This is a genomic window from Psychrobacillus sp. NPDC093180 (assembly GCF_044754065.1).
Classification (GTDB): domain Bacteria; phylum Bacillota; class Bacilli; order Bacillales_A; family Planococcaceae; genus Psychrobacillus.
The window spans coordinates 41,301-66,152 of record NZ_JBIVOJ010000008.1; the positions used below are offsets into that span (position 1 = coordinate 41,301).

Consider the following 24,852-nt stretch of genomic DNA (forward strand, 5'->3'; position numbering starts at 1 on the left):
GATGTATCGTAAAGAATTATTTGTATTCCAAGAAGGAAGGCCAATTCGAGCAATTGTAAGAAACTATAAAAAAGAGGATTTTGAAGACTTGATCGCCATACAGCAAGAATGTTTTCCACCACCCTTTCCGTCTGAATTGTGGTGGAGTGAGGAGCAGCTTGCAAACCATGTAAAGTTTTATTCGGAAGGTGCATTATGCGTGGAGATAGATGGTGAGCTTGTTGGTTCTATCACTGGATTATTGGTTCCTTTTGATTCAGAAGATCCAATACATACTTGGGAGGAAGTAACAGATCATGGGTACATCAGAAATCACGATCCTAAAGAGAAAACATTGTATATTGTTGATATTTCCGTCAAACCTGCATTTCGCAAGCTCGACTTAGGCAAGCTATTGATGCAAGCTGTATATGAGCGGGTAGTTCACGATGATTTGGATCGCGTACTCGGAGGAGGAAGGATGCCAGGGTATCACCATTATGCGGTGGAACTAACACCTGAACAGTATGTGGAAAATGTTCTAGGTGGTAATTTGAAAGACCCAGTAATTTCGTTTTTGCTCAGATGTGGGCGTACTCCAGTTTGTGTTGTTCCAAATTATTTGGAGGATGAGGAGTCACACAATAATGCTTTGTTGATGGAATGGAAAAATCCTTTCAAATAACTGAATACAAGTTTTTCATGAAAGGTATAAGGGGATTGAAACTTTTTACTACATTGAACAGTAAAGTAATTATCACTTGTTCGCAAATAGATAGTAAAAAGGAGTTGAATGAGTATATTTTTATTTAAAGCAATCATGTTAATTTTAGTTGTTGTTGCCGTCATGACTGTCATGGAAATAGTTTTACGAAAAGTTTTTAATGTAGGGAAAAGAGAAAAGAATCGACCGAAATATGTAAATAATACGCATAAATGGGGCGAGATTTTTCTAATAGTTTTATTCGCAATAAGCTATATTATGGTAATAAATTTAGACCTTGAATGGAGTTATTTATGGATTGCGTTCTTTTTTACAATCCTTCAATTATTTCGTGCCTTTATGGAATGGAAATATCCGATTCAACGTGGCGAATATATCATCCATCTTTTTGGCGCGGTTGTTCTTGTTATTTTTATTCTCCTTGTATCATACACTGATTGGCTTAATCACTTATTTGGATTTTAAGTTTTTTATTTGGTACTCTTTCGGTGAGACTCCGTATTTCTTCTTGAACTGTTGCAAAAAAGCAGACATGCTTTGATACCCGACCTGAAGTGCAACATTTGTTACACTTTGCGAAGGATTACGTAGCAATTGTGCGGCTTGTTCCATGCGAATAGTTGCGACACGTTCCATTGGGGTTAATTGGAAGGCTCTTTGGTACATTCGATTCAACTGGGACTCACTGACATTCGTGACTTCTGTTAACTGCTTCATGCGAATTGGTTGGTGATAATTTTGTAATATATAGCTTTCTGCGTTTCGAATTGGATCAGGTAACAAATAGTGATCCAGTACATACGTGATTTTGGACAGCATATGTTCGTTTGGAAAGATGTAAGCCATAATTTCTAGTAAGGCAAGATGAACAAAATAAGGTTGATTTTTGGAAAGATGAACAAGGATCTTTTCGAGTAGGCTATTGATCTCCACGGTCCACGGTTCCTGTAAAATACACACTCGATTCGGATTTTCGAGTAGTGAAGGCGAAAATTGATGATGCTGCTGCAAAAGGTGAACAAATTGCTCTGTTATAGAGATGGATAGGGGAAAAAGAAGCGTACTGCTCATCTTTCCAATCTCAAAACGAACATTTACACCTTGCGGATAAAAGACATATTCACCGACTTTGAGTAGGCGAGATTCGTCTTCACCGATTTGATAAGTCAAACTTCCTTCTAGGACAAAAAGTATTTCGGGTTCTGATGACTTGAACTCAGCGCTTGTTTTGTTTTGGTAGTGAGAAAATGAAATACTATCAAGCATTACATGATTCTCTTTTTTTAACACTTCAAGTATATGTTTCAATTTGCCACCCCACTTTAACTTTATTCAGCAGGGCTTGTGGTCCCCTACTAAATTGTATACATCCTTTGCGTTCAGCTCACCACTAATAGAAGTGGGGGAATTCTGCTGAATCAAGTTAAAATAAATATAACGGAAAACGCCCCTCTATATCAATAGAGAGGCGTATATCAAAAGATAAATTATAAAGGATATAGTTCGATTTCGTCTTTTGTTTCCAAATCTGCAATCATCGTGTGCCATGCTTCCGGTTTATGTGACAGAATCGCATAATATGATTTCAAAAAATCTGCGATAAAGCGTGCATCTAATGTGTGTATATCTTGATATGGTAAGAAGCAGAAATCTAAATCTGTTACGGCATCGCCTTCATTTGTCCAAGAAGGATGTACATAGGAGAAATTCAAGCGTTTGAAGCCGAGATGAGCCAATACTTCACGACGTACAAATGGGTTCATGGCCTTAATCCCGCCAAACGCATGATCTCCGATTCGGTAAGGGTCATAAATCTCGGCAAACACTCCAATCAACTCGACATTATGCTCTTTAGAAAGCTGCAACAAATCCTCATGTCGTTTCTTTGCAAGGAACGGCCCGACACCAATGCCTTCCTTTCCTATCATTGTAAAGTCCGTCATGGATAATTTCTTGTCTGCATAGAAGCGATATTCCGTCGCACCTACAACTTCACCATCTTCCACTGCCACAAACATACGAATAGTAGGTTCCAGTAAAGGTTCTCTCCATAATTCATATTCCAGTACTTCTTCAGCAGGAAACACTTCTTGCATCAACCTGTGCATTTTCGGAAACAATGGATCTTCTATATTTTTTATTTGAACGTATTCCATTACACTCACTCCCCTTGATTATTTATCTAAAGTCTTTTGCAAGACCATTTCCTTTGTCATGGATGTTTCAACTATCATTGTGCCAAGGTCAGGATATAAATCGAATCGACGGTCTCTCCAAGTTGTGACAGAGCCGTGTTCACGTACCTCATACAATAGGGACAAGTCAAGATCGGCTGAAATCACCATATCGTTATTAATTTCCCCTTTTACAAAATACCATCTTGCGGGAAAGGTACGTCATTTGGTGTGATTACAGCTGCCTGCCCAAAGTTCCCGCGCATGAAGTCTACTGTTGGAAGTGATCCAACAGTTCCAGTTGTCACTACATATACTTGGTTTTCAATAGTGCGTGCATGGCTTGTGTAACGAACACGGTTAAAGCCGTGGCGGTCGTCGGTACAAGAAGGCGAGAAAATCACGTCAGCGCCCATACCACGAACCATTCGAACTACTTCCGGGAATTCAATATCGTAACATGTTAAGAGTGCTATTTTTCCTTTTGGTGTTTCGAAAATTCGGAGAGACTCACCTGGCGAGATTCCCCATTCAGAGACCTCAGTCGGCGTTAAATGGAGCTTCGCTTGTTCACCAATATGACCATCGGGTGAAAATAAGTGCGCAACATTGTATAAACGCTCCTCTTTGCGAATGACGTGAGTCCCGCCAATAATATAAACCCCATGCTCCACAGCTAGGGATGAAAAAAGTCGATAATAGCGTTCCGTGTAATTTGGTAGGTTTTGGATTGGTTGACCTTGATCATTATCCGAAATGGAAAGTAATTGTGTCGTTATAAATTCTGGAAACAAAATAAAATCTGTATTGAATTCAGCAGCTGTTTTCACATAATGTGTCACCTGTGCCTCGAATTCCTCAAAACTATTAATTGTATGAAGATGATATTGTACAGCAGATACACGTAATTTCATCTGTATACCCCCTTGAAAATAGTATCTATTTATAAAATAATAGATGAATCATATCATACAAATTGAAATAATCCATACGAAATTCATTCAAAAAATGATGTGATTCTTGCATCTTCAAATTACTTATGATTTCTACATATATCCCAGTGTTTTCGGGCACGCTGTTGTGAAAAATTTTGGCGGGGGAAGAGGGGCAGAGAAATTCCCTGCTCCTTTTTATGGCTACTACAGCAGACCAGATGATTTTAAAACATTATTTTTATACATTTCTTTGACAGCTACAGGCATTTCTTTCGTAGATTTCCATTCCGCCTGTTCTTTTTCAAAAGTCATTTCCAAGTCCTCGGGGAATTGCATTTCATATAGATCGTCTATACTCTTCACTCTTAGGGCCGCCATTAGAGCGAAGAGCTGAACTTTATTTATACTAATCCCTTTGCCATTAACAAGCTCTGAGATTGTTCCGACTCGCATGCCAGTCATTTGTGCCAAATCTTTTTGCGTGATTCCTCTTTCTTTTAATAGATCATCTATCTTAATAGTAAAGTAAGCCTCGCCTAGTAATCCCGCCGTATCCATTACTATATTGTTCATCAGACTATGTCCAGACTGTAACAACTCTTGAACTTTCATTTTTTTCATGATAACAATCTCCTTTGAATTGTTTCCGCAAATGTAATACATAGTAAAAGTATGGACTACAATGTACCAATTAACTCAAAATGCATCAAAAAGGTAAGGAAACACAGTAAAATATTCGAAACAGGCGAGAAGATGGCGTATGATAAAAGAAAAAGAGCAGGTGGCATATGAAAGCTTACATACTAAAACTAACATTTGAATACTTGGAGCCATCAGTCTGGAGAAGAGTGATATTACCTGCTGGGGCGACGTTTAACAGGTTGCACGAAACCATTCAATACGTGACCAATTTTAAAAGTACAATATCTCCGTACCATTTCTTTGGAATAGGGATAGATGATATTTTCATTACAAATAATGGTGCAATTTTAGAAGAATATAAAGGAAAGAAGTTTGCGGGACAAACTGTCAAACAACCGACACGGATAAAAATAGATTCTTATTTAGAAAAACACGGTCAATTCGTTTATAGCTACGATTTTGGAGATGACTGGAGAATTCGTGTGGAACTCGAAGACACTGTGGAAGATTATTATTTTGGATACCCAACCCTGCTAGACGGAGAAGGGACTGCACCGCCCGAGGATGTTGGTGGTCCACCTGGATACGAAGAGTTTTTAAAAGTGTATCATGATCCAACACATCCAGATTATTTAAGGACTTATGCATGGGCAGAAGGTATGTACTATTTGCCACTGGATATAGATTGGGTGAATGAACTTTTAAAATCTGTCAAATACAAAAAGACAGAATGGCAACATATCGATCACGACAATTATTTTATACTATCGGATAAATATCGCGGTGCAGATTTCACTGATCTCGAAACGCTGCCAAACAAAGATTTGGTTATTCAGTATGCCGCGGCATGTGCTCAGCTATATGGGGTCATTAATTATTCAAAGTTTGTAGAGATTTATAACGCTCAAAACAAAATCCCTATTTCAAGCAAGGAACTACATGAACTATTGACGGACTATCATTATTCAAAACTACTTGAAGGTAAATATGTGCATGTGTCTTACAACAAATTGGTCCATGAGGCAATTGAAGGTTTTGGAGATTATGATGCATTAATGTCTAAAGTCAAAGGAAAGCCCTATTATATACCCTCGAAAAAGGAATTATTGCGTTACGCAGATGAGTTCTATTTTGAAAAGACAATCCACCAGAAAAAACTAGCTAGCATGGTTGCAAAAGACTATTTTGGTGGGAGTACAGTCAAGGCACATAAGGAAATAGAGGAGTTAGTTTATGAATTACAAGTTTTTGATATCAACGTCCAAGAAGCTTTAAAGGAATTTTTAGGACGTTTTGAATTTGTAGATAAGAAACGACTGAATGAATACGTACAAGCAGTCTCAATGATTGCGAATACAACCCGAATTTGGGAAAATAGAGGTCATACACCAGATGAACTTTCTCAAATGAGCAAGCCACAATTAAAGCCATTGCCAAATACGTTTGAACCAACGGATGTGGTAGAAGATGTAAAAGTTGGTCGGAACGATCCTTGCCCATGTGGTAGTGGGAAAAAGTATAAAAAATGTTGCGGGAAATAATAGAATGATTTAAGAATAGGTACGCATGTTCACTAAAACATGGGTGCCTGTTTTCATCATGAAAGAAAATTGTATATGTGGAGGAATGGAAATGTACGATCCAACCATTTTTGAAAATTTGAAAGTAGCATTTGAAAATCATGTATACGATTTAGATAATATCGATCACCCAAACGAGATTTGGGAAGATGAGATTGAGTTAACACAAACACTAAGCTACGTATATAAAGAGGAAGCTTCTGATTATCTGGACACGATAGAGATAGAGTTTATCTCCAAAATAAATGAAGATAATATGGGAGAGATTGCGGATTTTCTTGATCATGTGTTAGAAACATTGGAAGCATTGCATCGTATTTAGTGGGGAAGAGGAATCGGATAATAAAGACTCCACGTGATGAGAGAACTTGCCATCTTTCAAGCAGAGTATGATATGGTAAACTATCTACAAAAACTATTTTAGAAGGTGAACACCATGCTTGAAGTAAGCGATAGTAAATTAGCACAGTATGTCGTGCATTATATGGGCGATCAGTTAGTGCTCGGGCAAGAGGCATTCCCGCAGCCAGAGGTTATGCTAGAAGCGGCTTTTACGCAGCTTTCGTTCCATAAACTCGACCTAGACCAACAATACGCATTTTTTCATGAAACGAATATTGGTTTAAATGAAGTATATACATATGTGAAGAGTATTTTTGATAATCCAACTAGTTTCCTAGAACATTCACAGTATATTGCGAAACACTTACACAGCGTATCGCAGCATCCAAATATCAAAAATGGTGAATTATTCACCGGCTTCTTTGAAAATTGCTTGTTTCAAGATGAAGTTAGACAAGCGATTGCTATTGTAAAAATAGAAGAAAAAGAAATGTTTCTTGATGTGAAAAGTGACCAAAACAATGTAATTGTGAATGGGATCGACGGCATTAATGTCAAGAAAGCAAATAATATGTGCGTAATTATCGATATGGGCCAAGACGAAGAACCGGCCGTATTTTTGAAGACCAAAAGAAAAGAAGATGTCGTCTACTGGCAGGAGCGCTTCTTAAAGCTTAAAGTAGCGGATGAAAGCTACCATAAAACGAATCTAGCATTAACTGAATGTAAAAAGTATATTTTAAAAGAAGAGACATTTACCAATACCGATAAACTAGGATTTTTGAACAAAACGCTGGAATACTTTCGAAATGAAGAAGAATTTCAAGTGGAAGACTATATTGAAACAGTATTCGAACAAGCAAATGAAGTTCAAAAAGACGTCTTGATCAATACAGTAAAGCCATACGAAACAGAAATTTCGGAGAGCGCCATTGTGAAGGCAGAGAAAAATTATAAACGAAAAATAAAATTAGATGACAATATCGAAATTCAAGTAAACGTTCGTGACATAGAAAAAGTGAATGAGCTGATCGAAGTCGGTTATGACGAAGTGACGAACCGTAAGTTTTATAAAATTTATTTCGAGGAAGAAGTATAGAAATCTCCAAAAAGGTCCCGCATCTCTAAAAGAAGTTGCGGGACCTTTTTAATGTGTAGCCGCTAGAGTCTGTAGCCTTATTCCTCCTCGTTCAATGTCAAATCTACAACAAAACGACTCTCAGGCAAATAGGTAATGGATATCTTTTTACCTTTAAAGAATTCTTCATATACTTCTTCTGTAATTGCCCTATTTTCCAGTGTGAAGGTTTTCCCTTCTAGATCAAATTGCCAAATATACTCATTGGAATCATGCTTTGGTGAACGAAAAGTAACATTCTTGGCGACACCTACAACGTTTTCAAAGCTCCCTTTAGCGTATTGATCTTTGTCTTGATAGAATGAAATAGCAGTAAAAAAGGAGGATAACACCACAAACGTAAATAGTAGTGCTAAAAAGGAACCAAATAATTTTTGGAAAATATTGCCGATAAAGCTTTTTGCTCTATTGGTTATAAGTGCAACAGATCCAAAGAGTACGATAAGTCCAAAAAAACCTATAGTTAGTTTTATTAAGATTTGCTGCCACAAGAAATCTTTAATGATTATAGAAAGAATCAGTGAAATAAGAAATAAAGGGATATCTATCACTAAAAAATACCCAAAAAAGGTCTCTATTACTTCTTGCCGTTTACTGTCTTTCTTTTTATCTTTCTTCAAATTCACACTTCCAAACTGAAATAATATTCCTTTTAGAATTTTAAATGAACAGAGCGAAAGGACAAGACTGATGAATGAGCTTCACTATCTTGTCCTCGTTATTATCTTTTCACTTCATAATGCAGCTCAGCAAATTGATTAAAACGATTGACGCTCTTTAAGGTAAGCTCTGTTTCAAAATCGATTTCTTTGAACAAAGGAATTCCTTTTCCAATCAGTACCGGAGATACGGTTATAATCAGCTCATCTACTAATTTTTCTTTCATAAACGAGTGGATTAGATCTCCGCCGCCCATTACCCAAATATTTTTACCTTCTTTGTTTTTCAATTGATTTGTAAATTCGACTACATCGCCATTGAAGAATTGGACGTTTTCATTATCCTGACTTTCTGTTCTGGAGAAAACATAACATTCCTTCCCCTCATAGGGGAATATTTCCAATTTCTGTTCTAAAAGCCAGTCGTACGTGCGTCTACCCATAATTACTGTATCTACTGTGTCGTAGAATTCGGAATATCCATTATCGCCCTCTCCTTCAACCTTAAACAACCACTCCAAAGAATCATCCTTTGTCGCGATATATCCATCTAAGCTTGTCGCAATGAACATTACGGCTTTTCTTTGATTCGTCATATGGACCTCCTATTGTTTAGTATCTAAAGATTTCAGCATCAAACTGGTCGTACATAAGATAAGAGAATATCTTTTAATACACGTTGCTGAATATGTGGTTCTATATCTTCCTCTAAAAATGAAATAGGGGCTTTCAACACCACATTACTTACGAAAGTACCGAACGTATTAATAATTGTTATGAGCGTTTCTTTAGTAACTATATCCGTTCGAATGGATCCATCTGTTTTTCCATCTTCCATAATCGGGTTAAGGCTATTACTTATTTGTTTCTGAATCTCGATATAGTCATCAATGTCTGGTAATGGCTCTTTTGTAAAAGAAGCATAGCTTTCAAAAGCTTCCCGAAATTTGGAGGAATTACCTTGAGGAGAGTGTTGATCTTCTTCGAGCAAGAAATTTAACACATCTTCCAATCGTTCATACGCCGTTTTAGGCGAAGCTGCAATTTGTTCAAATGCCGGAAGAATTCTTTCCAGGTTTTGAATAGCAACTGCAACAATAAGTTTATCTTTTTTAGGGAAGTAGCGAAAAACGGTGGCGATTCCGACTTTTGCCTCATTGGCTACATCTTGCATTTGGACGCTATCTAATCCATGTTGTAGAAATAAGCGCTCAGCTATGGAAACAATATGTTGATAACGCGTAGATTTATTTTGTTCGCGAACACTTAGTGGCATAGAATAACCTCCTTTATTTTTATTATACATCGTTTAAGTTTGCATCCGCTCATTTTCAGGAGTAAAATAAATGATAGTTAGACTATCAAAATTTAACCACGAGGTGAAGGAAATGAGATTAGCGGGCAAAGTAGCTGTAATTACAGGAGCAGGAAGCGGAATGGGAGAAGCCGAAGCCCTATTATTTGCAAGAGAAGGTGCTAAGGTAGTAGTAACAGACATCAACTTTGAAGCAACAGAAGCAGTTGTTGCACAAATAAAAGAAAATGGTGGAGAAGCAATTGCCATCAAACATAATGTTGCGTCAAAAGAAAATTGGGAAAACGTTTATAACAAAACAATTGAAGCTTTCGGTAAACTCGACATCTTAGTAAACAATGCAGGAATATCATTGGCTAAGGGATTCTTGGAGCAAACAGAAGAGGACTGGGCACGAACATATGCCATCAACATCAATGGGACGATGTTCGGAATGCAGCTAGCAATCCCACTTATGGAGAAAAATGAAGGTGGTTCGATCGTAAATATTGCTTCGATCTCTGCCTTAACTGGAATGGCAGGAGCAGGAGCTTACACAGCTTCAAAAGGTGCTGTACGTTCCATTACAAAAGCAGCAGCTGTTGACTACGGTAAGAAGAATATCCGGGTGAACGCCGTATACCCTGGCTATATTGTCACACCAATGAGCGCACCACATATGGAAAGTCCGCAATACAAAGACTACTTCTTGTCTCAAATTGCCCTACCGAACCTCGGGAAAGCAGAAGAAGTGGCAACAGCAGTATTGTTCTTAGCATCAGACGAAGCAAGCCATATTACAGGTATTGAGTTGCCGGTAGATGGTGGGGTTACAGCGAAATAATAGGAAAGAGCTTGTGGAAGTGATCATGTCACTTTTGCAGGCTCTTTTTATTAGCAAAGGTTAATAAGGAGACAGCCAAAAGTTCGCAAATAATCCTGTAATAGTACTTAAATTTTAAGTATGCTTGATGGAAAGGAACAGAAAGTATTTACTACTAATGAACTGATCTTTAAATATTAACTCATATTTATACTCAGAAAGCTGCCGAAGATAAAATTTCGGTAGCTTTTTTTGCTTTATCCCCTACTTATAAAGAAAGTCCGATAAAATAGTTAAATATTATGATAATATGAAGGTAATTAGAATGCTAGATATTAGTATCCTTTCAAATGGGAGGAATCCATTGGTGATATAAAGTTATTTTGAGGAGAGATTAAATTGACAGGGTTTGCTAAAAAGTCATTTTTAGAAAGAATGAAATTAGCATTAAAGGATAAGGAAGAACTCCAAGTACCTGTACTTATCAAAGAGGGTAATTCTGCACAAAAGAAAATCGATAAAATACAGAGTGATTTAGAAAAAGAGAAGTCATCGGCAATTCAAAAAAACTTACTAGGTAAAATGAAAATCCTTGAATTAGGATTATATGGTGAAAAAAGTGTTCAATTTGAACTAATGAATGCGTTTATTCCTATTCATATTTTGCATGATCTCCAAGTGACACATGGAGATTGGAAAACTCAAATTGATTTTGTTGTTATAACACGAAAATTTTTACTCGTTATTGAAGTGAAGAATTACTACGGGAATATTTATGTAACTGAACACGGGGAGTTTATACGGAACGTCATGAAAGGTAAAAAGGTAGTTTTTCAAGAAGGATTCTATAGCCCCATACGCCAGGTAGAAAGACAAACAGAGATATTAAGAACCTTAATGAAGGAGAAGGGAATAATAGGGAATAAAACACCAATTAAAGAAGTAGTTGTTTTTACGAATAATAAAACGATACTAGACTTAAAAGAGGCAAAAGAGGATATACGAGATAGAATCGTACGTTTAGATGGATTAGTTGGATACATTTTAAAGGAATTAAAAAAATACTCACCTGTCCAAATTCTAGATAATCGAATGTCGGATATAAGTGGTTTCCTAATGGACTGTCATATAGAAGGAAAAATAGAAAAGCAAGAGGATACTGTAGAATTGAAACTATTAGATGAAACAGTAGAATCTGTGGAAACTTCACTAGTTGAACAGGCAACATCTTCTTCGGGGGTGGAAGAGGCTTTAAGACAATTTAGAAAAGAGAAAGCAACATCTTTAGGTATGAAAGCATTTCATATTTTTTCCAATAAGACTCTAGACGAAATTGTTTCAAAACAACCTACAACATTGGTAGAACTATCAACAATAAGAGGTATTGGTGAGAAAAAAATAGAGGAGTTTGGACTTGAAATTATTGAAATTATACAAAGAAATGGTTCGAAAGATTGAAAAGTAAACAGATATGAATGTTTTGTGTCTAACACAGTGAGCGTATTTAAAAAATATAAGAAAGGCTGTGGGTGTATGTTTAAAAAAATAATCCGTCGTGTAGAAGATTTACTTAGTCCTTCGGCGGTAAGTAGACCGGCAGATAAACCTAAGCATAAGTCGGTCGTTTCTATTTATAAGGAACAGACTGGAAATGGACTATTCACCACCATTTTCAACAAAGGTCATTATGGGGAATTCTCTTCCTATGGTAAATTGGCAAAATTGCCAGGTTATCATAGAGCATTGTTCAATATCTATATCCCTAGCGGCAAAGAACGAACAACTGAAATTGATCTGGTCTACCTTCATGAAACCGGCATCTACGTAATTGAGTCGAAAAACTACAGCGGTTGGATTTTTGGGGATGAAAAGTCACAAAAGTGGATGCAAACCTTTCCAAATGGCCACAAGTTTTCCTTTTACAATCCCATCAAGCAAAATATTGGCCATATAAAAGCTCTAAGAGCCCTATTGCCATCTATTGAAACTGCACATTTTACATCTGTCATTGTCTTCAGCGAAAGATGTGAGCTGAAGAAAGTCACCTGCGATGCAAAAGATACATATGTTATCAAACGCAATCGTTTATCTAAATTAATGGAACAACAAATACAAAATTCCCCTAACATTCTGGAAGCCACTTATATCGACAAGATTTATAGCTTCCTTTCACAGTATCAAAAGGTAGATAAATCGGTGAAAGAGGAACATATTGGAAAGATTGAGGGGAAGTTTCCGCGTTAGAAATAAAAATAATACTTAGAACATTCAAGGTTCCCTGTGTTAAATACAATTTATAAATAATACTGAATAGCATATTTAATAGATTGAAAATGGATAAGACGTCACGGTCTATACGAAAAGAGAAATCTGATCAATCCTTAAAGGATATTAAGTAGATGTATAAAGAAAATCCAGAAGAAGCTAGGGCTGTTGGAGATGGAATTATTCGCAAGACTTATTGAACACTAATGGCTAGTGAGCAGAAGGACTATTATTTTCAAATGTTTATTGGTACTTCACCATCACAATCTATGGGGTGTTAAAAGTTATTGAAATATGTAAAAGATCCAATGATAGGTTAAAAAAAAGAAACAATATTAACCTTAATCAAATTATGTCAAATTTTCAACTTCCGTAGCTTTATTGCATAATCCTTTTACTTACAGATTACTCCAGAACTGATAGTAGCATAAAAAAATAGCCATATTGATTAATATTTCTACAAAAGCTGCCGAAGAAACAATTTTAGTATTTTTTTATAATCAGCTTCTACTTGTAACACAAGTCGATATAAAGGCTCCTTTGTAAAATACGGTTTTTAAACAATTCTGAATAGTAATTAAGTAGTGTGAATATAGGAAATATAATACATGTTAAAGAGTTTCTGGAATTTATAGTACAACTTTTACAGGCTCTTACTATTTTGTCTTAGCTACCCTGTGTAAGGCACAACTCGAAAACAATACTAAATAGTGTCTAAGTTGTGCCTAACACAGGGAGCGTAATTATTTTTTCGATTACGTAAGAAATTTCCCTGTGGTGGAATTAAAGGACAACCATGTCAATTATACTAAATTCATGACCTTGTCAGAAATATTAACTAGAGATCTAGTAAGAAGAAATATTCCTAGATGATTGAGGAAAACCAAAAATTTTGTAATTTACTGTCTACTTAATTGTTAAATTGATGGTAATATAGAATCAGGGTAAATTACTCTAAATATTTACAAAATAAAGTAATGAATTTTACTTGTTAAAGATAGGAGCGGACCGAAATATATAGCGAACATTATCGAATATTAAATTTAGAGCAAAGAGAGAAGGAAAAGGATGGAATTGCAATTGAAAAAATATACGACAGAACAGCTTGAACAGATGGTTGATAAACCTTTTATAGAATGGATGATAGAAGATTTAAATCCGGATCAATTGTCGGTACTACTATTTTCAGTAGGAGTAGAAAAAACGATCAGAAGAGGAACCAAACTTCCAAAAATATTTTTGATAAATAAACTTTTGGCAAAAGCCGCAAGAGTCAAATTGAGAGACAGGATGAGTGTACCACCGTTTAATTGGTCAATGGAGTTGGAAATGAAAGATTTATCTAAAGATGATATTTTTGAAAAAGCAGAAATTGATAATGCTCCTACAAAAGAATTAGCTTTAGCATTATATTTACAAAATCACTTTGAAGAAGCAATGGAATTGTATGAACAAAGTGAAGAAATTCCTAAAAATATCAATGATACCACTGATAAGAAAACAGAAATTAAAGAAACGGAGCAACAAAGAAATGAAGAAAAAAATAATGAATTAACTACAAGAAAAGAAAAGAGATTCAATCAAAAAATTACGAAACTAATTAATGAAAACTCCCAAACACAAAAGCAACTAGTCGAGTTGAAAAAAGAAATGAAAGAGAAACTATCATCAAAACAACAAGAAATATTTCTATTAAATAAAAGATTAACACAAGAAGAACAAGAGAAAGCGCAAATAATAAAAGAAATTGATTTTCTAAAAAATGAAAATGATCGATTAAAAGAAGAAGCAAAAAAGAAAGAAGATAAAAAAACAATTTCTGCTGAACCAAAAAGTAAAATGAAAAAAATTGCATTTTTGGGCAACCCGAAAAATAAAGGAATCTTAAAAAATGAACAATTTCAAATTGAAATATTCGAACTTGAAGAACTTTCTATAGTAATTGATCGTGTAAATGACTTTGAACATATATACTTACTTACTTGGAGATTTTTGGAGAGTGAGTTCGAAAATAATGCAACCAAAGAAATTAAAAATAAAACAGTCAAAATAGAAGCATTTCCTAATTTGAAACAAGAGTTGGAGGATTTATCGAATGTTAAATAAAGTCTGGAGTCCATATGTTATAGGCGTATTAACTAATGAAACTAGTCATTATTCTGGGAGAAATATATTTGTAAATAATAATAAAGATTTGCAATTCTATATTAAAATTTTGTCTACTCCTCCTCATAGTTTTCCGAATAGTCAAAAAGATATTACAAGTTATGGTAGTGAATTAAAGCAACACGGTTTCGAAGATGAGTTTTTCGAAAGTGATCGCAGAATACATAGTTTGGAGAATTTCTTAGAGGATAATTTAGTTGTTTTTCAAATTGAAAAAAGATCCACTTCCACTGATGAATTTTATAGAGCGAAAAATATTAACCTTTTATACAAAAAATCATCTTTCACTGAACAAATGAGTTTTTTCCCAATTCCTCTGTTTACTGAGGAGGATGAGAAAAAGTCTGAACAGGATTTTACTCAAGAAGAATTTGTTCAACAATTAAAGCAAGGGAAATACATAGGACGCAATGAGTATGTTTCACAAGAACCAGATGATACGCCTAGGTTTGTCTTATATAAAAATAAAAAAGGTCAGTACCTAGTATTTGGAGAATTTGAAAGCCATCAGTATGCACATGGAGGATTTAGTTTTACTAACTCGAATGGTGGATTAAAACATGTAGCATTACCGGAAGAGTTGGTAAAAGAAATATATTTCTTTAAAGATGTGGCATTCATTTCTGTTGATCTAGAACATGCAATCATGGAGATTCTTCAAGATAGATCTATAACAGCCTTAGGGGAAGGTCAAATAAAAAAAGAACAACAATTAGGTGAAACCAATTCACTAGAGAAAACAATTGCTGATAAAAACACTAGTAATGTAATAGATAACATAGAGGAAACTTTTATGTTGCAGTTTATTGCTGAAACAAAAAAGATGATGCTTGGTTATAATTTAGAGGATCTTTATAATTTCCATACTGCTGTGAAGGCCAGCGGACTTGTAATACTTGCAGGAATGAGCGGGACTGGAAAATCTCAATTGGTAAACGCATATCAGAAGGCACTCAATTTAGATTCTGATAAGTTTTTGATGGTGCCAGTTTCTCCCACATGGGCAGATGATTCGGATTTGGTAGGTTATCCAGATATTATTAATAATGTCTATCGTGCTGCAGATAGTGGATTGGTAAAATTACTCATTGAGGCTCAAAAATATCCTACAGAAACATTTTTAGTTTGCTTTGATGAAATGAATTTAGCTAAAGTGGAACATTATTTTTCTCAATTTTTGTCTGTATTAGAAATGGAAAAAGGAAAAAGACGTCTAAGATTGTATAATTCAGATTTACAAAACAAATTTTATAATGGTGCTGATTATACTCCAGAATTATTGATTGGAGACAATGTAATTTTTACTGGAACAGTAAACTTCGATGAAAGTACCCATCATTTTAGCGATAAAGTTTTAGATCGTTGCAATATGATTCAACTAAAGGTTGAGCCATTTACCAATTTATTAACGTATAATGAAAAAATTACGGACAAACCTGAGATTCATAAACCTTCTTATGATATTAATGAGTTTATTAATTATGATAAGAAAATTACTTTATCCCCAACAGAACTCGAACTTTTATGGGAATTTCATCTTCTTTTAAATAAAGTATCAGATAGTATGGGTATTGGACCACGTATTGTAAAACATATTGATCGTTATGTAAAAAATCTAAGTTCCTTAAAAGAATGTCCGATTACACGTGGAGATGCAATAGATATTCAAATTGTTCAGAGAGTTCTACCGAAACTACGTGGGTCAGAGGAAGTTATGAAATCTTTAATAGGTAGCTATGAACCTGAAATAGATGAAATTATTCATTCCCAAATTGTTGAAATTTTAACTAAATATTCATTAGTGTCTGAGTTTTCTCGTACAAGACATGAGTTACTGAATAAATCCAAGGAGCTTTCAAGACATGGATACACAATTTAGTGTGAAGTTTATTGAGAATAATAGGAAAGAGATTGTTTGTGAGTATTTTTATGAACAATCAAATCCTAACTATTTGAAAGATGCAATGACACTAATAGAGAATATGAATCTAATGATTTCTTTTGAGGCTCCAGAAGGTTATAAGTTATATATGGATGGTATTGATCATTTACCTGATTACAGAGTGTTTGATGATTTGAAAGGTAGTTTTGTAAAACCATCTACTACTCCTTATGTTTTATATGATTTTGATGCAAAAAATTCTCAATATCCTTATATACCGGGCACATACTTTTTAACAGTAGTAAGCCCTAATGGTGAAGAATATAATGCAAGACTAAACGTTTTATCAAAACAAGTTGACGAAGATCAGCATCAATTAATGGTTTCAGACATTGAACTTTTTTTGAAAGGTTTGTCAATGGACTTTTCGGAGAGACGAAGTATCTATTATCACCAAGCACTTGAACTTTTTGGGTCCAAGATGGCGGATAAATATACATATATCCTGAGTAATAAAAATAAAATCATAAACGGATTACTTACCATTTCTAAAAACCGAAGGTATACAGTAAAAAAAACATACCCTGTCGTTCACAGAGCAAAAGCAAAAAGAATCGATCATCGATCGATGAAATATTTAATTACACATCCTGAACAGCAGTCAACGATTCAAGCTCCCCAGTCTATGATTACTTATCAAACGAATGAAAATAGCTGGTTGAAGTATTTTATCTCTACAATTTTAAAATATGTAATAGAAATGAAAAAAATATGCGAAATTCAAAGAGAAGAAAAGTATATTGAATTAATAAAAGAAGTTAATGATTTACATTTTTACGTTCAACAATTTTTAAATGAAAAATGGATGCTAGGGTTAAAAAAAGAATTCTCCAATCCTGTTCCAATGGTCTTTTTAACAATAGGTAGTTATAATGTTTTTTATAAGGTTTATCGATATTTAAGAAATGAAGAAGCAGAAATATACACGGGCTCTTCTATGCAATTTCATTACAAACGTACAGATGTATTATATGAAATATGGGGTTATTTAAAGTTAATAGAGTCGCTAATGAAAACCGAAAGTTTTCTTTTAATAAAAAATTGGTTTAAGTTAAATCGAAAAAAATTAGATGATATTATCGTTCCTAAGTCTGGCGAGCACGATTTTATAGAACTGCAAAAAGAGAACATTATTTTACGGATTTATTATGATGAAATATTACCGAAAGCAAAGGAAAACGTTGGTGCTAATCGCACATTATATAATCTTAATCACAATAGACCAGATTGCAGAATAGATGTTTGGAAAGATGGTTCATACAAGGGTTCTTTAGTCATCGATTTCAAATACAGAAAAAGATATGCGCTCTGGGATGATCAACTTCTAAGTGAGGACAAAGAAGCAACGAAGGTTATGAAACAATTGGTTTCCTACGCCGAAGGAATGAAAACAAACACGCTTGTTCTAAATGGGAAATATAGTAGAGAAATAGATAGATATCCCGTATTGGAGGCATGGGCAGTCTATCCTCAAAACTATGATCAAAGCAGCCAACAATATGAATTAAATGATTATGACATCCGTTTAATCGATTTAACGCCAGGAAAAGATAGAGGTCATTTTGAAAAGTTATTGATTAAGAGAATAAATGAATTGATTGAAAGATAAATAAGACAATATATTAAAAAGATAACGTTAGGTCATGCTCTCTGTTTAAGCCTAGACTACAAAGCCAGAAACAGTTTTAAAAGGTTTCTGGCTTTTAATCTGCCCTTGTTAAAAATAATAAAAACGTGTGATTTTGCATTCTCCATGTACCTTTATATATGTAGGTGAAATAAAAATGGAATTTTTTGCGACATTAAAGCGGAACAGTATTCTGAATAGGAGGAATTAAAATGTTGAAATTCATACAAGAAATTATTAATGCAGAAGGATTAAAGGTGGGATTGGACTATGAAATCGTATCTTATCTGACAATGGATGACGATTTAGAGTTCTTTTCAATAGATGAATGGTACAAAATAGATAGTTTAAATTATTTTCAAATTGCGCGAATCAAAGAAAATCACTTTCAAGAAATGAAAAAGTTACTGAGAGATTTGGAACCATATCCACTAGACATTAGTCCGACTCCAGATGTAGAGAACCCAACATTCTACTTACTAAAAGATAAAATTAACGTATCAGTAGCCATTCTATTCGGCCTTGGTGTCGTTCAAATATTAAGAGGACAATATAAAGGTCAATTCATGCTTTACAACTCAACGAAAATGAACGAATCCGATTTAATAACAGAAGATACTTTCGACGAAATGCTCAAGCTTAAACTCTATTTTCAATACATAAGCCCAATAGGTTACCACGATCAAGGAATTGAATATTTATTAAATAATAATTGGAATAACGCCAAGTTCCTATTCTATTCCCGTCCAGATGAAGTACGAAAGAAATTTAAAGAAATTTTTGATACTACCAAACAAAGGAAAGAAGTAATTGAGGTTATAAATGCGTCAAATACCCCCGAGTGGATAAATAGTGAGCAAATGTATCAATTATTGACCTATATAAGTGGATCTTCAACAAAGTTAAAGGCAATTAAAGAGTTAAAAAAAATAGAAGGTTGTTATCAGCAAGATACAACTAAAAAGAATTCTCCTTATTTTGCACCATCAGATAAAGTGTTTACAAATTTATGGGATAATGAAAAGAATAAACGCTTTTTAAAGGCTCGCCATATTACAAATATGAGGCAGTTACTTGAACATCAAGAGAGATATTTGCAAAAATGGAGTCAAATAGGTATGCATGATAATTTAAGTGGTTTGGATGCAGATGGATATAAATATAATGAGGAAGAATGGTAAGGAAGACGTGTAAATAGTAAGTGAAGCCAGAGGATAACATTCCCCGAAATCCATTAGGTATTTCCATTCTTAATAAAAATATTTTATTTTACTATTTACAATACTAACTTTGTGTATTACACTTACATAAAGAATAAGTTAGTCATACACAAACGAAACTGAACTCAAAGGAGAGGGTATTAATGAGTTATGTAAATCTTAAAGTAATGTCAGCAACAAGTAAGGTTGTGGAAGCATTAAAAGCTCGTGGATTTTTTGTGGAAGAAGTAAATGGTGCGATTGCCTTTACAAAAGCTAGTGCAAGAGGGGATCAGGCACAGGTATCACAAATATTAAATCGACTTGGGATTCCGTTCATGGTGATGTCTGATTGTTCAGTAGAAATTTTAGTCAACAAATTGCCTGTTAGCATTTTTAATAAAATCTTCAATTTCGGTGGAGCACCGTTTCGTGTAAGATTTGAAGAGCGACATGCAACATGGAGATACTTTACTTCTAAGCGATATGGTATGAGAGTTGATGCACTGGACTTAGAGTACAATATGGCACGATTTGTGAAAGCAGCAAACTTAGCGGGGATTAAAACATTTTCAGGTTGTAATGGACATTCGAAAAATTCACCAAGATTCCAATTGTCAGGTGCATTTTATGGTGCATGGTTTAAAGTAATACAGCAAAAGTACATGAGTGATTTAAAGCTAAACTATACTTGGAAAGTTGTATATCAAGGTTTTACTCAAGCTGAACTTCGTGCGACAGATAATTTAGAGTGGAACCAATCATTGATTCATCAAGACACACTGAAAATGGCTGAAGTATTAGAGAAGTACGCAGTAGAAATTCGAAAAATGAAAAAGCTTACTTTCTCAAAACACCATTTAGAATCAAGAAAACTCGTGCAGAATGGACAATACGAACTGCTTGAATCTTGGATGTATGATCAAGCAGTGAAAACGAAATAATTAGAGGCAAATCAATTCGAAAAAGATTGATTTATTTTTTAAAAACTCTCAAGTTAGTATTTGTTATACTAGTTTATAATATCGGAAATTATATAAATTAGAGGGGGATTTAATGTGGTTGCAGAAAAATTAGTGTGGAAAATATTGAATTTTGGAAGAAACTCTATGACGACTGAACAAACTCGTGATTTGTCTGTTGGAATTTTAGCAATTAGTAAGGGGCATGCATCTAAGTTACGGTTGTTAGCTGAGAAGATGAATTTGAAAGACGTTCTGCTAAAAGAAGCCTCACAACTTCCTTTAACCGAGGAGACCAAAAACGAGTTAACAAGCTCATTAGGATTTGCAATGAACCAACTTTCTTTTGGAGAATTAACAGACTTCTTCATGTTGCATGCAGAAGCCCTAGAGGAAACATCACAAGTAACGCTAGTTGATCAACTTATTTCACATGTAAATCAAACACCAAAAGGAACGATCACTGTTCCACATCAAGTGACAGAAATTGTTTCACATTATTTCAATATGCCGGCAAACAGTACACTCCACAGCCCCGCAATGGTTTTAGGATTGGCTACAACAGATTTGATGGAATTGAACGAGGATGTCATATTCTACGGTCAAGGACTAGATAACCATTCATTTATGCTAGCAGAATTACGCTTTTACATGCGTAACATAAATGTGCAATTAGCATATGGTGACGTAATTAGTAAGCCACGGTTCACCGAAGGAAATCAACTTAAGCAATTCAATTTTATTTATATGACACCGCCATTTGGAGCTAAAATTAATGAAGAGCAAGAGAAAGCAATCGAGTCCGACTCATTTGGCCGATTTAACTACTTTGGAAAGCCATCAAAAGCAAATTTAGACTTTGGTTATGTAATTAGCGGGTTGAATGCATTAAAAGATGATGGAAAGGCAGCTTTCCTCGTCCCGACAGGTGTCTTATACCGTGGTGGAGCTGATCAAAAAATTCGTGAACGATTCCTTTATGCGGACATCATTGAAGCAGTTATTGAATTGCCGGCTGGGTTACTTGCACCGTATACAGGTATTAGTACAGCACTTGTTCTATTTAATAAGAACAAACCAGGCAACCTTCAAAAGCAAATTATGATGATTAATGCAGAAAACTTAACAGAGATAGGACCCGCACGAACAAAAGTCCTAACAGAGGCAGCAATGAAATTAATTAAACGAGGATTAACATCAGGTGAAGAAGTAGCGCAAATTAGTCGCTTAATTGCAAATTCCGATTTAAAGGATGCTCAGGTCCTACCCAGTTATTATATATTTGAAACACAGATGGATTTTAAAGAATATGGTAAGGTCAAATTTAATTTGTCTGCCTTTGATGAGTTGAACGCTGTGCCATTGAAAAAACTTGCTACCCTATATAGAGGATATAATGCGTTGCCACGTAATATCGAAGAAAATGGTCCATATGCAGTTCTGAAAATAGCGGATGTCGAAAAAGATGAAATCGATTATGACGGACTTACATATTACAAAGTAGAAGAACGTACAAAAGTCGATAATTACCGTATACAAAAAGGCGATGTCATACTTTCCATCCGTGGGCAAAGTTTGAAAATAGCAGTATTTGAGCAAGAACGTGATGACGTATTATTATCGCAAAATTTCGTAGGTATTCGTTGCGGTCGTGATTTAGATCCAGATTTTTTAAAGATGTACTTTGAATCACCAACTGTTCAATTCATCTTTAACTCAAAACTGACTGGCTCAACTGTTATGAACTTACCGATTAAAGAAGTTGAGGCTTTAGCTGTTCCAGTGTTATCAGTTGAAAAGCAATCTGAGATTGTTGAGTTATATAAAGTTCAACAAAAAGAAATTCAATTGGAAATAGAATCATTACAAACGCGTTTAAAACGGTTGAAATTAGATAGTTTTAATGAAATGGGCTTAGTGAATACTTATTCATTATATAAACAGGGGGAAGATTAAATGCAAATTCAATTAGATCAACTTAAATTAACAGGAACTTTTTACAATAGTTTGAAGTCGAAAAATAACTATGATTTAGATACACAAAAAACAATTAACAATACAGTGCGTAAATTAATGGAAGTTTCAACTACATCGAACAAACCAGGAATGCTTTTAGGAAAGATTCAATCAGGTAAAACAAGAACATTTATTGGTATAATGTCATTGGCTTTTGATAACGGTTATGATTTAGTAATTGTACTAACTAAAAACTCAAATGCATTAACAAAACAAACTTATGAACGTCTTGAAAACGAGTTTGAAGAAGTTATCGAGAATGATGAAATGGCCGTGTATGATATCATGTTTATGCCTGGAAATCTTCGGAACTATGAACTTAATAAAAAGATGGTTATTGTATTAAAAAAGGAAAAGAAAAATATGGAACGTCTTGAGAAGGCATTATTTAATACATATCCAATGTTAAGTGAACGAAAAATTCTATTTGTTGATGATGAAGCAGACTTTGCTTCAGTAGCATATGAAAATAATAAAGAAAAAAACATCATTGACTTGAAAGTAATAGCAGGGCAAATTGATCATTTACGCACTGAAATTAGGGATACATCTTACTTGCAGGTAACTGCTACACCATATTCTCTGTATCTACAACCAGAAGATATGACAGTAAATGAACATAAATTTTATCAACCTAAACGCCCTGCTTTTACTGAATTAGTTCCAGTGCATGATAAATATGTTGGTGGTGAAATGTACTTTGAAAAATCACAAATTGAAGGTCATATGGCAAGCTTTTTATATCATGAGATTGATGAAAATGAATTAGATATTTTGAAAAAAAGTGATAAAAGACGTGTAAAATCTGAGACACTTTTAACGAGTAATAGATATGAAGGTATACGCTCTGCTTTAGTCAATTTTATTGTAGGTGGGTGTATTCGTAACCTACAACGAGTTGAAAATGGGGAAAAACAAGATAAGTATGCATTTATTATGCACACAATGACTTCAAAAATAGCTCATCAATGGCAAGAGGATATTGTACTTGAGATTGAAGCTAAACTTGTAGAGGCGATGAATAATAATGATCCTATTTTTCAGGAACTGCTAGAAACAGCTTATGAAGACATCTCACGTTCCCAAGTTGAAGGAGCTTATTTCCCTGAATTTGAAGAATTATTTAACAAAGTGTGTGAGTCATTAGTGCAACAAGAATTACTAATTGAGGTTGTGAATTCAGAAAAAGATGTGAATAATCTATTAGATAAATCGGGTCAATTAAAACTTAGAACACCCCTTAATATATTTATTGGCGGCCAAATTTTAGATCGTGGTATTACAATTGGTAATTTAATTGGGTTTTATTATGGGCGAAACCCACAAAAGTTCCAGCAAGATACGGTTTTACAACACTCTCGAATGTACGGTGCTAGACCATTAGAGGATGTAGCTGTCACACGATTCTATACAACTCAAAAAATTTATAATGTGATGCATCGTATGCATGAGTTTGATACAGAATTACGAAATGCATTTGAGAAGGGTGCCAACGACGGAGAAGTGGTATTTATCCAAAAAGATCCAGAAAATCAGATTCTACCATGTAGTCCAAATAAGATTATGCTCTCAAGTGTTAATATGCTAAAGCCCTTTAAGCGATTAGTACCAGTTGGTTTCAATACACTGTCTAAAACAAAGATGGAACCTAAAATTAAGAAAATTGATGCACAGGTTGCATCTTTACTAGCAGATGCTACAGAATTCCATGAAAATGACAAGCTCTGTTTCTTAACAGATATGAGCAAATGTATTACTCTTCTAGGGGAGATTTATGAAACACTAGTGATGGAAGAAGGTTATGAGTGGGACTTAGATATGTATAAATCTTTAATTAACTACATGTCAAAAGAGAACAAAACGAGGTTTAATGGGAAGGCATGGCTAATTATTAGGGAAAATCGTGACATTGCTCGTTTTAGACGTTCTACAGGTCGTTTTGAAGATGCCCCTGATACAGCATCTGGAGCAAAGAATGAACTTAATATAGCGAAATCAATTGCATATGATTGCCCAGCACTTATTTTAACGAAACAGCAGGGGAATGAGGAAAAAGGATGGAGAGGCACACCTTTCTATTGGCCAGTGTTAGTAGCACCTGGAAATACAGTTCCAACAGTTTTTGCAAATCGTTCAATTAAATAAATACTAAATAGAAGATTTACAATTGGATATAATTAATTAAAGTGTTTTAATATATATTTTAATCATTTTTACACAGTTTTATTAGCGGTCGTTGTCAATATAGTTGTCGCATTTAGCTAGTCTAGTATTTTAAAAATACATGTTCTTATTATCTTTTAACCCCTCATTCAGTCAAAGCTACCGCGCTGCGCTTGCTGGCCTGTTGATTGGAATGGAAAGGAAGAGCGTTCTTTCCATTCC

At 34.6% G+C, this 24,852-nt stretch carries 21 protein-coding genes and 1 pseudogene; 15 read left to right on the plus strand and 7 right to left on the minus strand.

Annotation, left to right across the window (positions count from 1 at the left end):
* The first annotated feature begins 1 nt into the window (after position 1).
* Positions 2-664 (plus strand): GNAT family N-acetyltransferase, encoded by a 663-nt coding sequence (locus ACIP9W_RS13130; RefSeq protein WP_400790089.1) that lies wholly within the window; start codon positions 2-4, stop codon positions 662-664.
* 108 nt (positions 665-772) lie between these two features.
* Positions 773-1,168 (plus strand): DUF4181 domain-containing protein, encoded by a 396-nt coding sequence (locus tag ACIP9W_RS13135; protein ID WP_400790092.1) that lies wholly within the window; start codon positions 773-775, stop codon positions 1,166-1,168.
* Here ACIP9W_RS13135 and ACIP9W_RS13140 read toward each other — a convergent pair.
* The 4 genes and pseudogenes from ACIP9W_RS13140 to ACIP9W_RS13155 form a co-directional block, all read right to left on the minus strand.
* Positions 1,154-2,011 (minus strand): AraC family transcriptional regulator, encoded by an 858-nt coding sequence (locus tag ACIP9W_RS13140; protein WP_400790095.1) that lies wholly within the window; start codon positions 2,009-2,011, stop codon positions 1,154-1,156. The two genes, ACIP9W_RS13135 and ACIP9W_RS13140, sit on opposite strands and share 15 nt — an antisense overlap.
* 179 nt (positions 2,012-2,190) lie before the next feature.
* The gene (locus ACIP9W_RS13145; RefSeq protein ID WP_400790098.1) at positions 2,191-2,859 is read right to left on the minus strand and encodes a GNAT family N-acetyltransferase; all 669 of its coding nucleotides are present in this window, start codon (positions 2,857-2,859) and stop codon (positions 2,191-2,193) included.
* 18 nt (positions 2,860-2,877) lie between these two features.
* Positions 2,878-3,791: pseudogene (locus ACIP9W_RS13150) on the minus strand (carbon-nitrogen hydrolase family protein).
* Positions 3,792-4,016: 225 nt separating this feature from the next.
* On the minus strand, positions 4,017-4,433 hold the full coding sequence (locus tag ACIP9W_RS13155) for a helix-turn-helix domain-containing protein (RefSeq protein ID WP_400790101.1): 417 nt from the start codon (positions 4,431-4,433) through the stop codon (positions 4,017-4,019).
* Positions 4,434-4,600: 167 nt separating this feature from the next.
* Here ACIP9W_RS13155 and ACIP9W_RS13160 point away from each other — a divergent pair, with 167 nt between their 5' ends.
* The 3 genes from ACIP9W_RS13160 (at position 4,601) to ACIP9W_RS13170 (ending at position 7,475) form a co-directional block, all read left to right on the plus strand.
* A complete protein-coding gene (locus ACIP9W_RS13160) occupies positions 4,601-5,995 on the plus strand; it encodes an IS1096 element passenger TnpR family protein (protein WP_400790103.1) in 1,395 nt (464 codons plus the stop codon).
* A gap of 91 nt (positions 5,996-6,086) precedes the next feature.
* The gene (locus ACIP9W_RS13165; protein WP_400790515.1) at positions 6,087-6,356 is read left to right on the plus strand and encodes a hypothetical protein; all 270 of its coding nucleotides are present in this window, start codon (positions 6,087-6,089) and stop codon (positions 6,354-6,356) included.
* Positions 6,357-6,470: 114 nt separating this feature from the next.
* On the plus strand, positions 6,471-7,475 hold the full coding sequence (locus tag ACIP9W_RS13170; protein ID WP_400790105.1) for a nucleoid-associated protein: 1,005 nt from the start codon (positions 6,471-6,473) through the stop codon (positions 7,473-7,475).
* A 77-nt stretch (positions 7,476-7,552) separates the two neighbouring features.
* Here the strand turns inward: ACIP9W_RS13170 and ACIP9W_RS13175 are convergent, their stop codons facing one another.
* The 3 genes from ACIP9W_RS13175 to ACIP9W_RS13185 all read right to left on the minus strand — a co-directional run bounded on the left by ACIP9W_RS13175 (position 7,553) and on the right by ACIP9W_RS13185 (position 9,449).
* Positions 7,553-8,134: a hypothetical protein gene (locus tag ACIP9W_RS13175; protein WP_400790107.1), complete on the minus strand. Its 582-nt coding sequence runs from the start codon at positions 8,132-8,134 to the stop codon at positions 7,553-7,555.
* 101 nt (positions 8,135-8,235) lie between these two features.
* On the minus strand, positions 8,236-8,769 hold the full coding sequence (locus ACIP9W_RS13180) for a dihydrofolate reductase family protein (protein WP_400790109.1): 534 nt from the start codon (positions 8,767-8,769) through the stop codon (positions 8,236-8,238).
* A gap of 38 nt (positions 8,770-8,807) precedes the next feature.
* The gene (locus ACIP9W_RS13185) at positions 8,808-9,449 is read right to left on the minus strand and encodes a TetR/AcrR family transcriptional regulator (protein ID WP_400790111.1); all 642 of its coding nucleotides are present in this window, start codon (positions 9,447-9,449) and stop codon (positions 8,808-8,810) included.
* Positions 9,450-9,561: 112 nt separating this feature from the next.
* Between ACIP9W_RS13185 and ACIP9W_RS13190 the strand changes: the two genes are divergently transcribed.
* The 10 genes from ACIP9W_RS13190 (at position 9,562) to ACIP9W_RS13235 (ending at position 24,612) form a co-directional block, all read left to right on the plus strand.
* On the plus strand, positions 9,562-10,311 hold the full coding sequence (locus ACIP9W_RS13190; RefSeq protein WP_400790518.1) for an SDR family NAD(P)-dependent oxidoreductase: 750 nt from the start codon (positions 9,562-9,564) through the stop codon (positions 10,309-10,311).
* 378 nt (positions 10,312-10,689) lie between these two features.
* On the plus strand, positions 10,690-11,748 hold the full coding sequence (locus ACIP9W_RS13195; RefSeq protein WP_400790114.1) for an NERD domain-containing protein: 1,059 nt from the start codon (positions 10,690-10,692) through the stop codon (positions 11,746-11,748).
* 75 nt (positions 11,749-11,823) lie between these two features.
* Positions 11,824-12,534, plus strand: a complete 711-nt coding sequence (locus ACIP9W_RS13200) for a nuclease-related domain-containing protein (RefSeq protein WP_400790116.1) — start codon at positions 11,824-11,826, stop codon at positions 12,532-12,534.
* Positions 12,535-13,635: 1,101 nt separating this feature from the next.
* Entirely contained in the window at positions 13,636-14,661 is a 1,026-nt protein-coding gene (locus ACIP9W_RS13205) for a hypothetical protein (protein ID WP_400790119.1), read from the plus strand.
* The gene (locus ACIP9W_RS13210; protein WP_400790122.1) at positions 14,651-16,600 is read left to right on the plus strand and encodes an McrB family protein; all 1,950 of its coding nucleotides are present in this window, start codon (positions 14,651-14,653) and stop codon (positions 16,598-16,600) included. The genes ACIP9W_RS13205 and ACIP9W_RS13210 overlap by 11 nt, the downstream gene beginning before the upstream one ends.
* Complete coding sequence (locus ACIP9W_RS13215) at positions 16,584-18,272, plus strand: DUF2357 domain-containing protein (protein WP_400790124.1); 1,689 nt, start codon at positions 16,584-16,586, stop codon at positions 18,270-18,272. The genes ACIP9W_RS13210 and ACIP9W_RS13215 overlap by 17 nt, the downstream gene beginning before the upstream one ends.
* A gap of 230 nt (positions 18,273-18,502) precedes the next feature.
* Positions 18,503-19,471, plus strand: a complete 969-nt coding sequence (locus tag ACIP9W_RS13220; RefSeq protein WP_400790127.1) for a hypothetical protein — start codon at positions 18,503-18,505, stop codon at positions 19,469-19,471.
* Positions 19,472-19,653: 182 nt separating this feature from the next.
* Positions 19,654-20,433: a hypothetical protein gene (locus ACIP9W_RS13225; protein ID WP_400790129.1), complete on the plus strand. Its 780-nt coding sequence runs from the start codon at positions 19,654-19,656 to the stop codon at positions 20,431-20,433.
* Between the two features lie 114 nt (positions 20,434-20,547).
* Entirely contained in the window at positions 20,548-22,407 is a 1,860-nt protein-coding gene (locus ACIP9W_RS13230; RefSeq protein ID WP_400790131.1) for an N-6 DNA methylase, read from the plus strand.
* On the plus strand, positions 22,408-24,612 hold the full coding sequence (locus tag ACIP9W_RS13235) for a Z1 domain-containing protein (RefSeq protein ID WP_400790133.1): 2,205 nt from the start codon (positions 22,408-22,410) through the stop codon (positions 24,610-24,612).
* Positions 24,613-24,852: the final 240 nt, after the last annotated feature.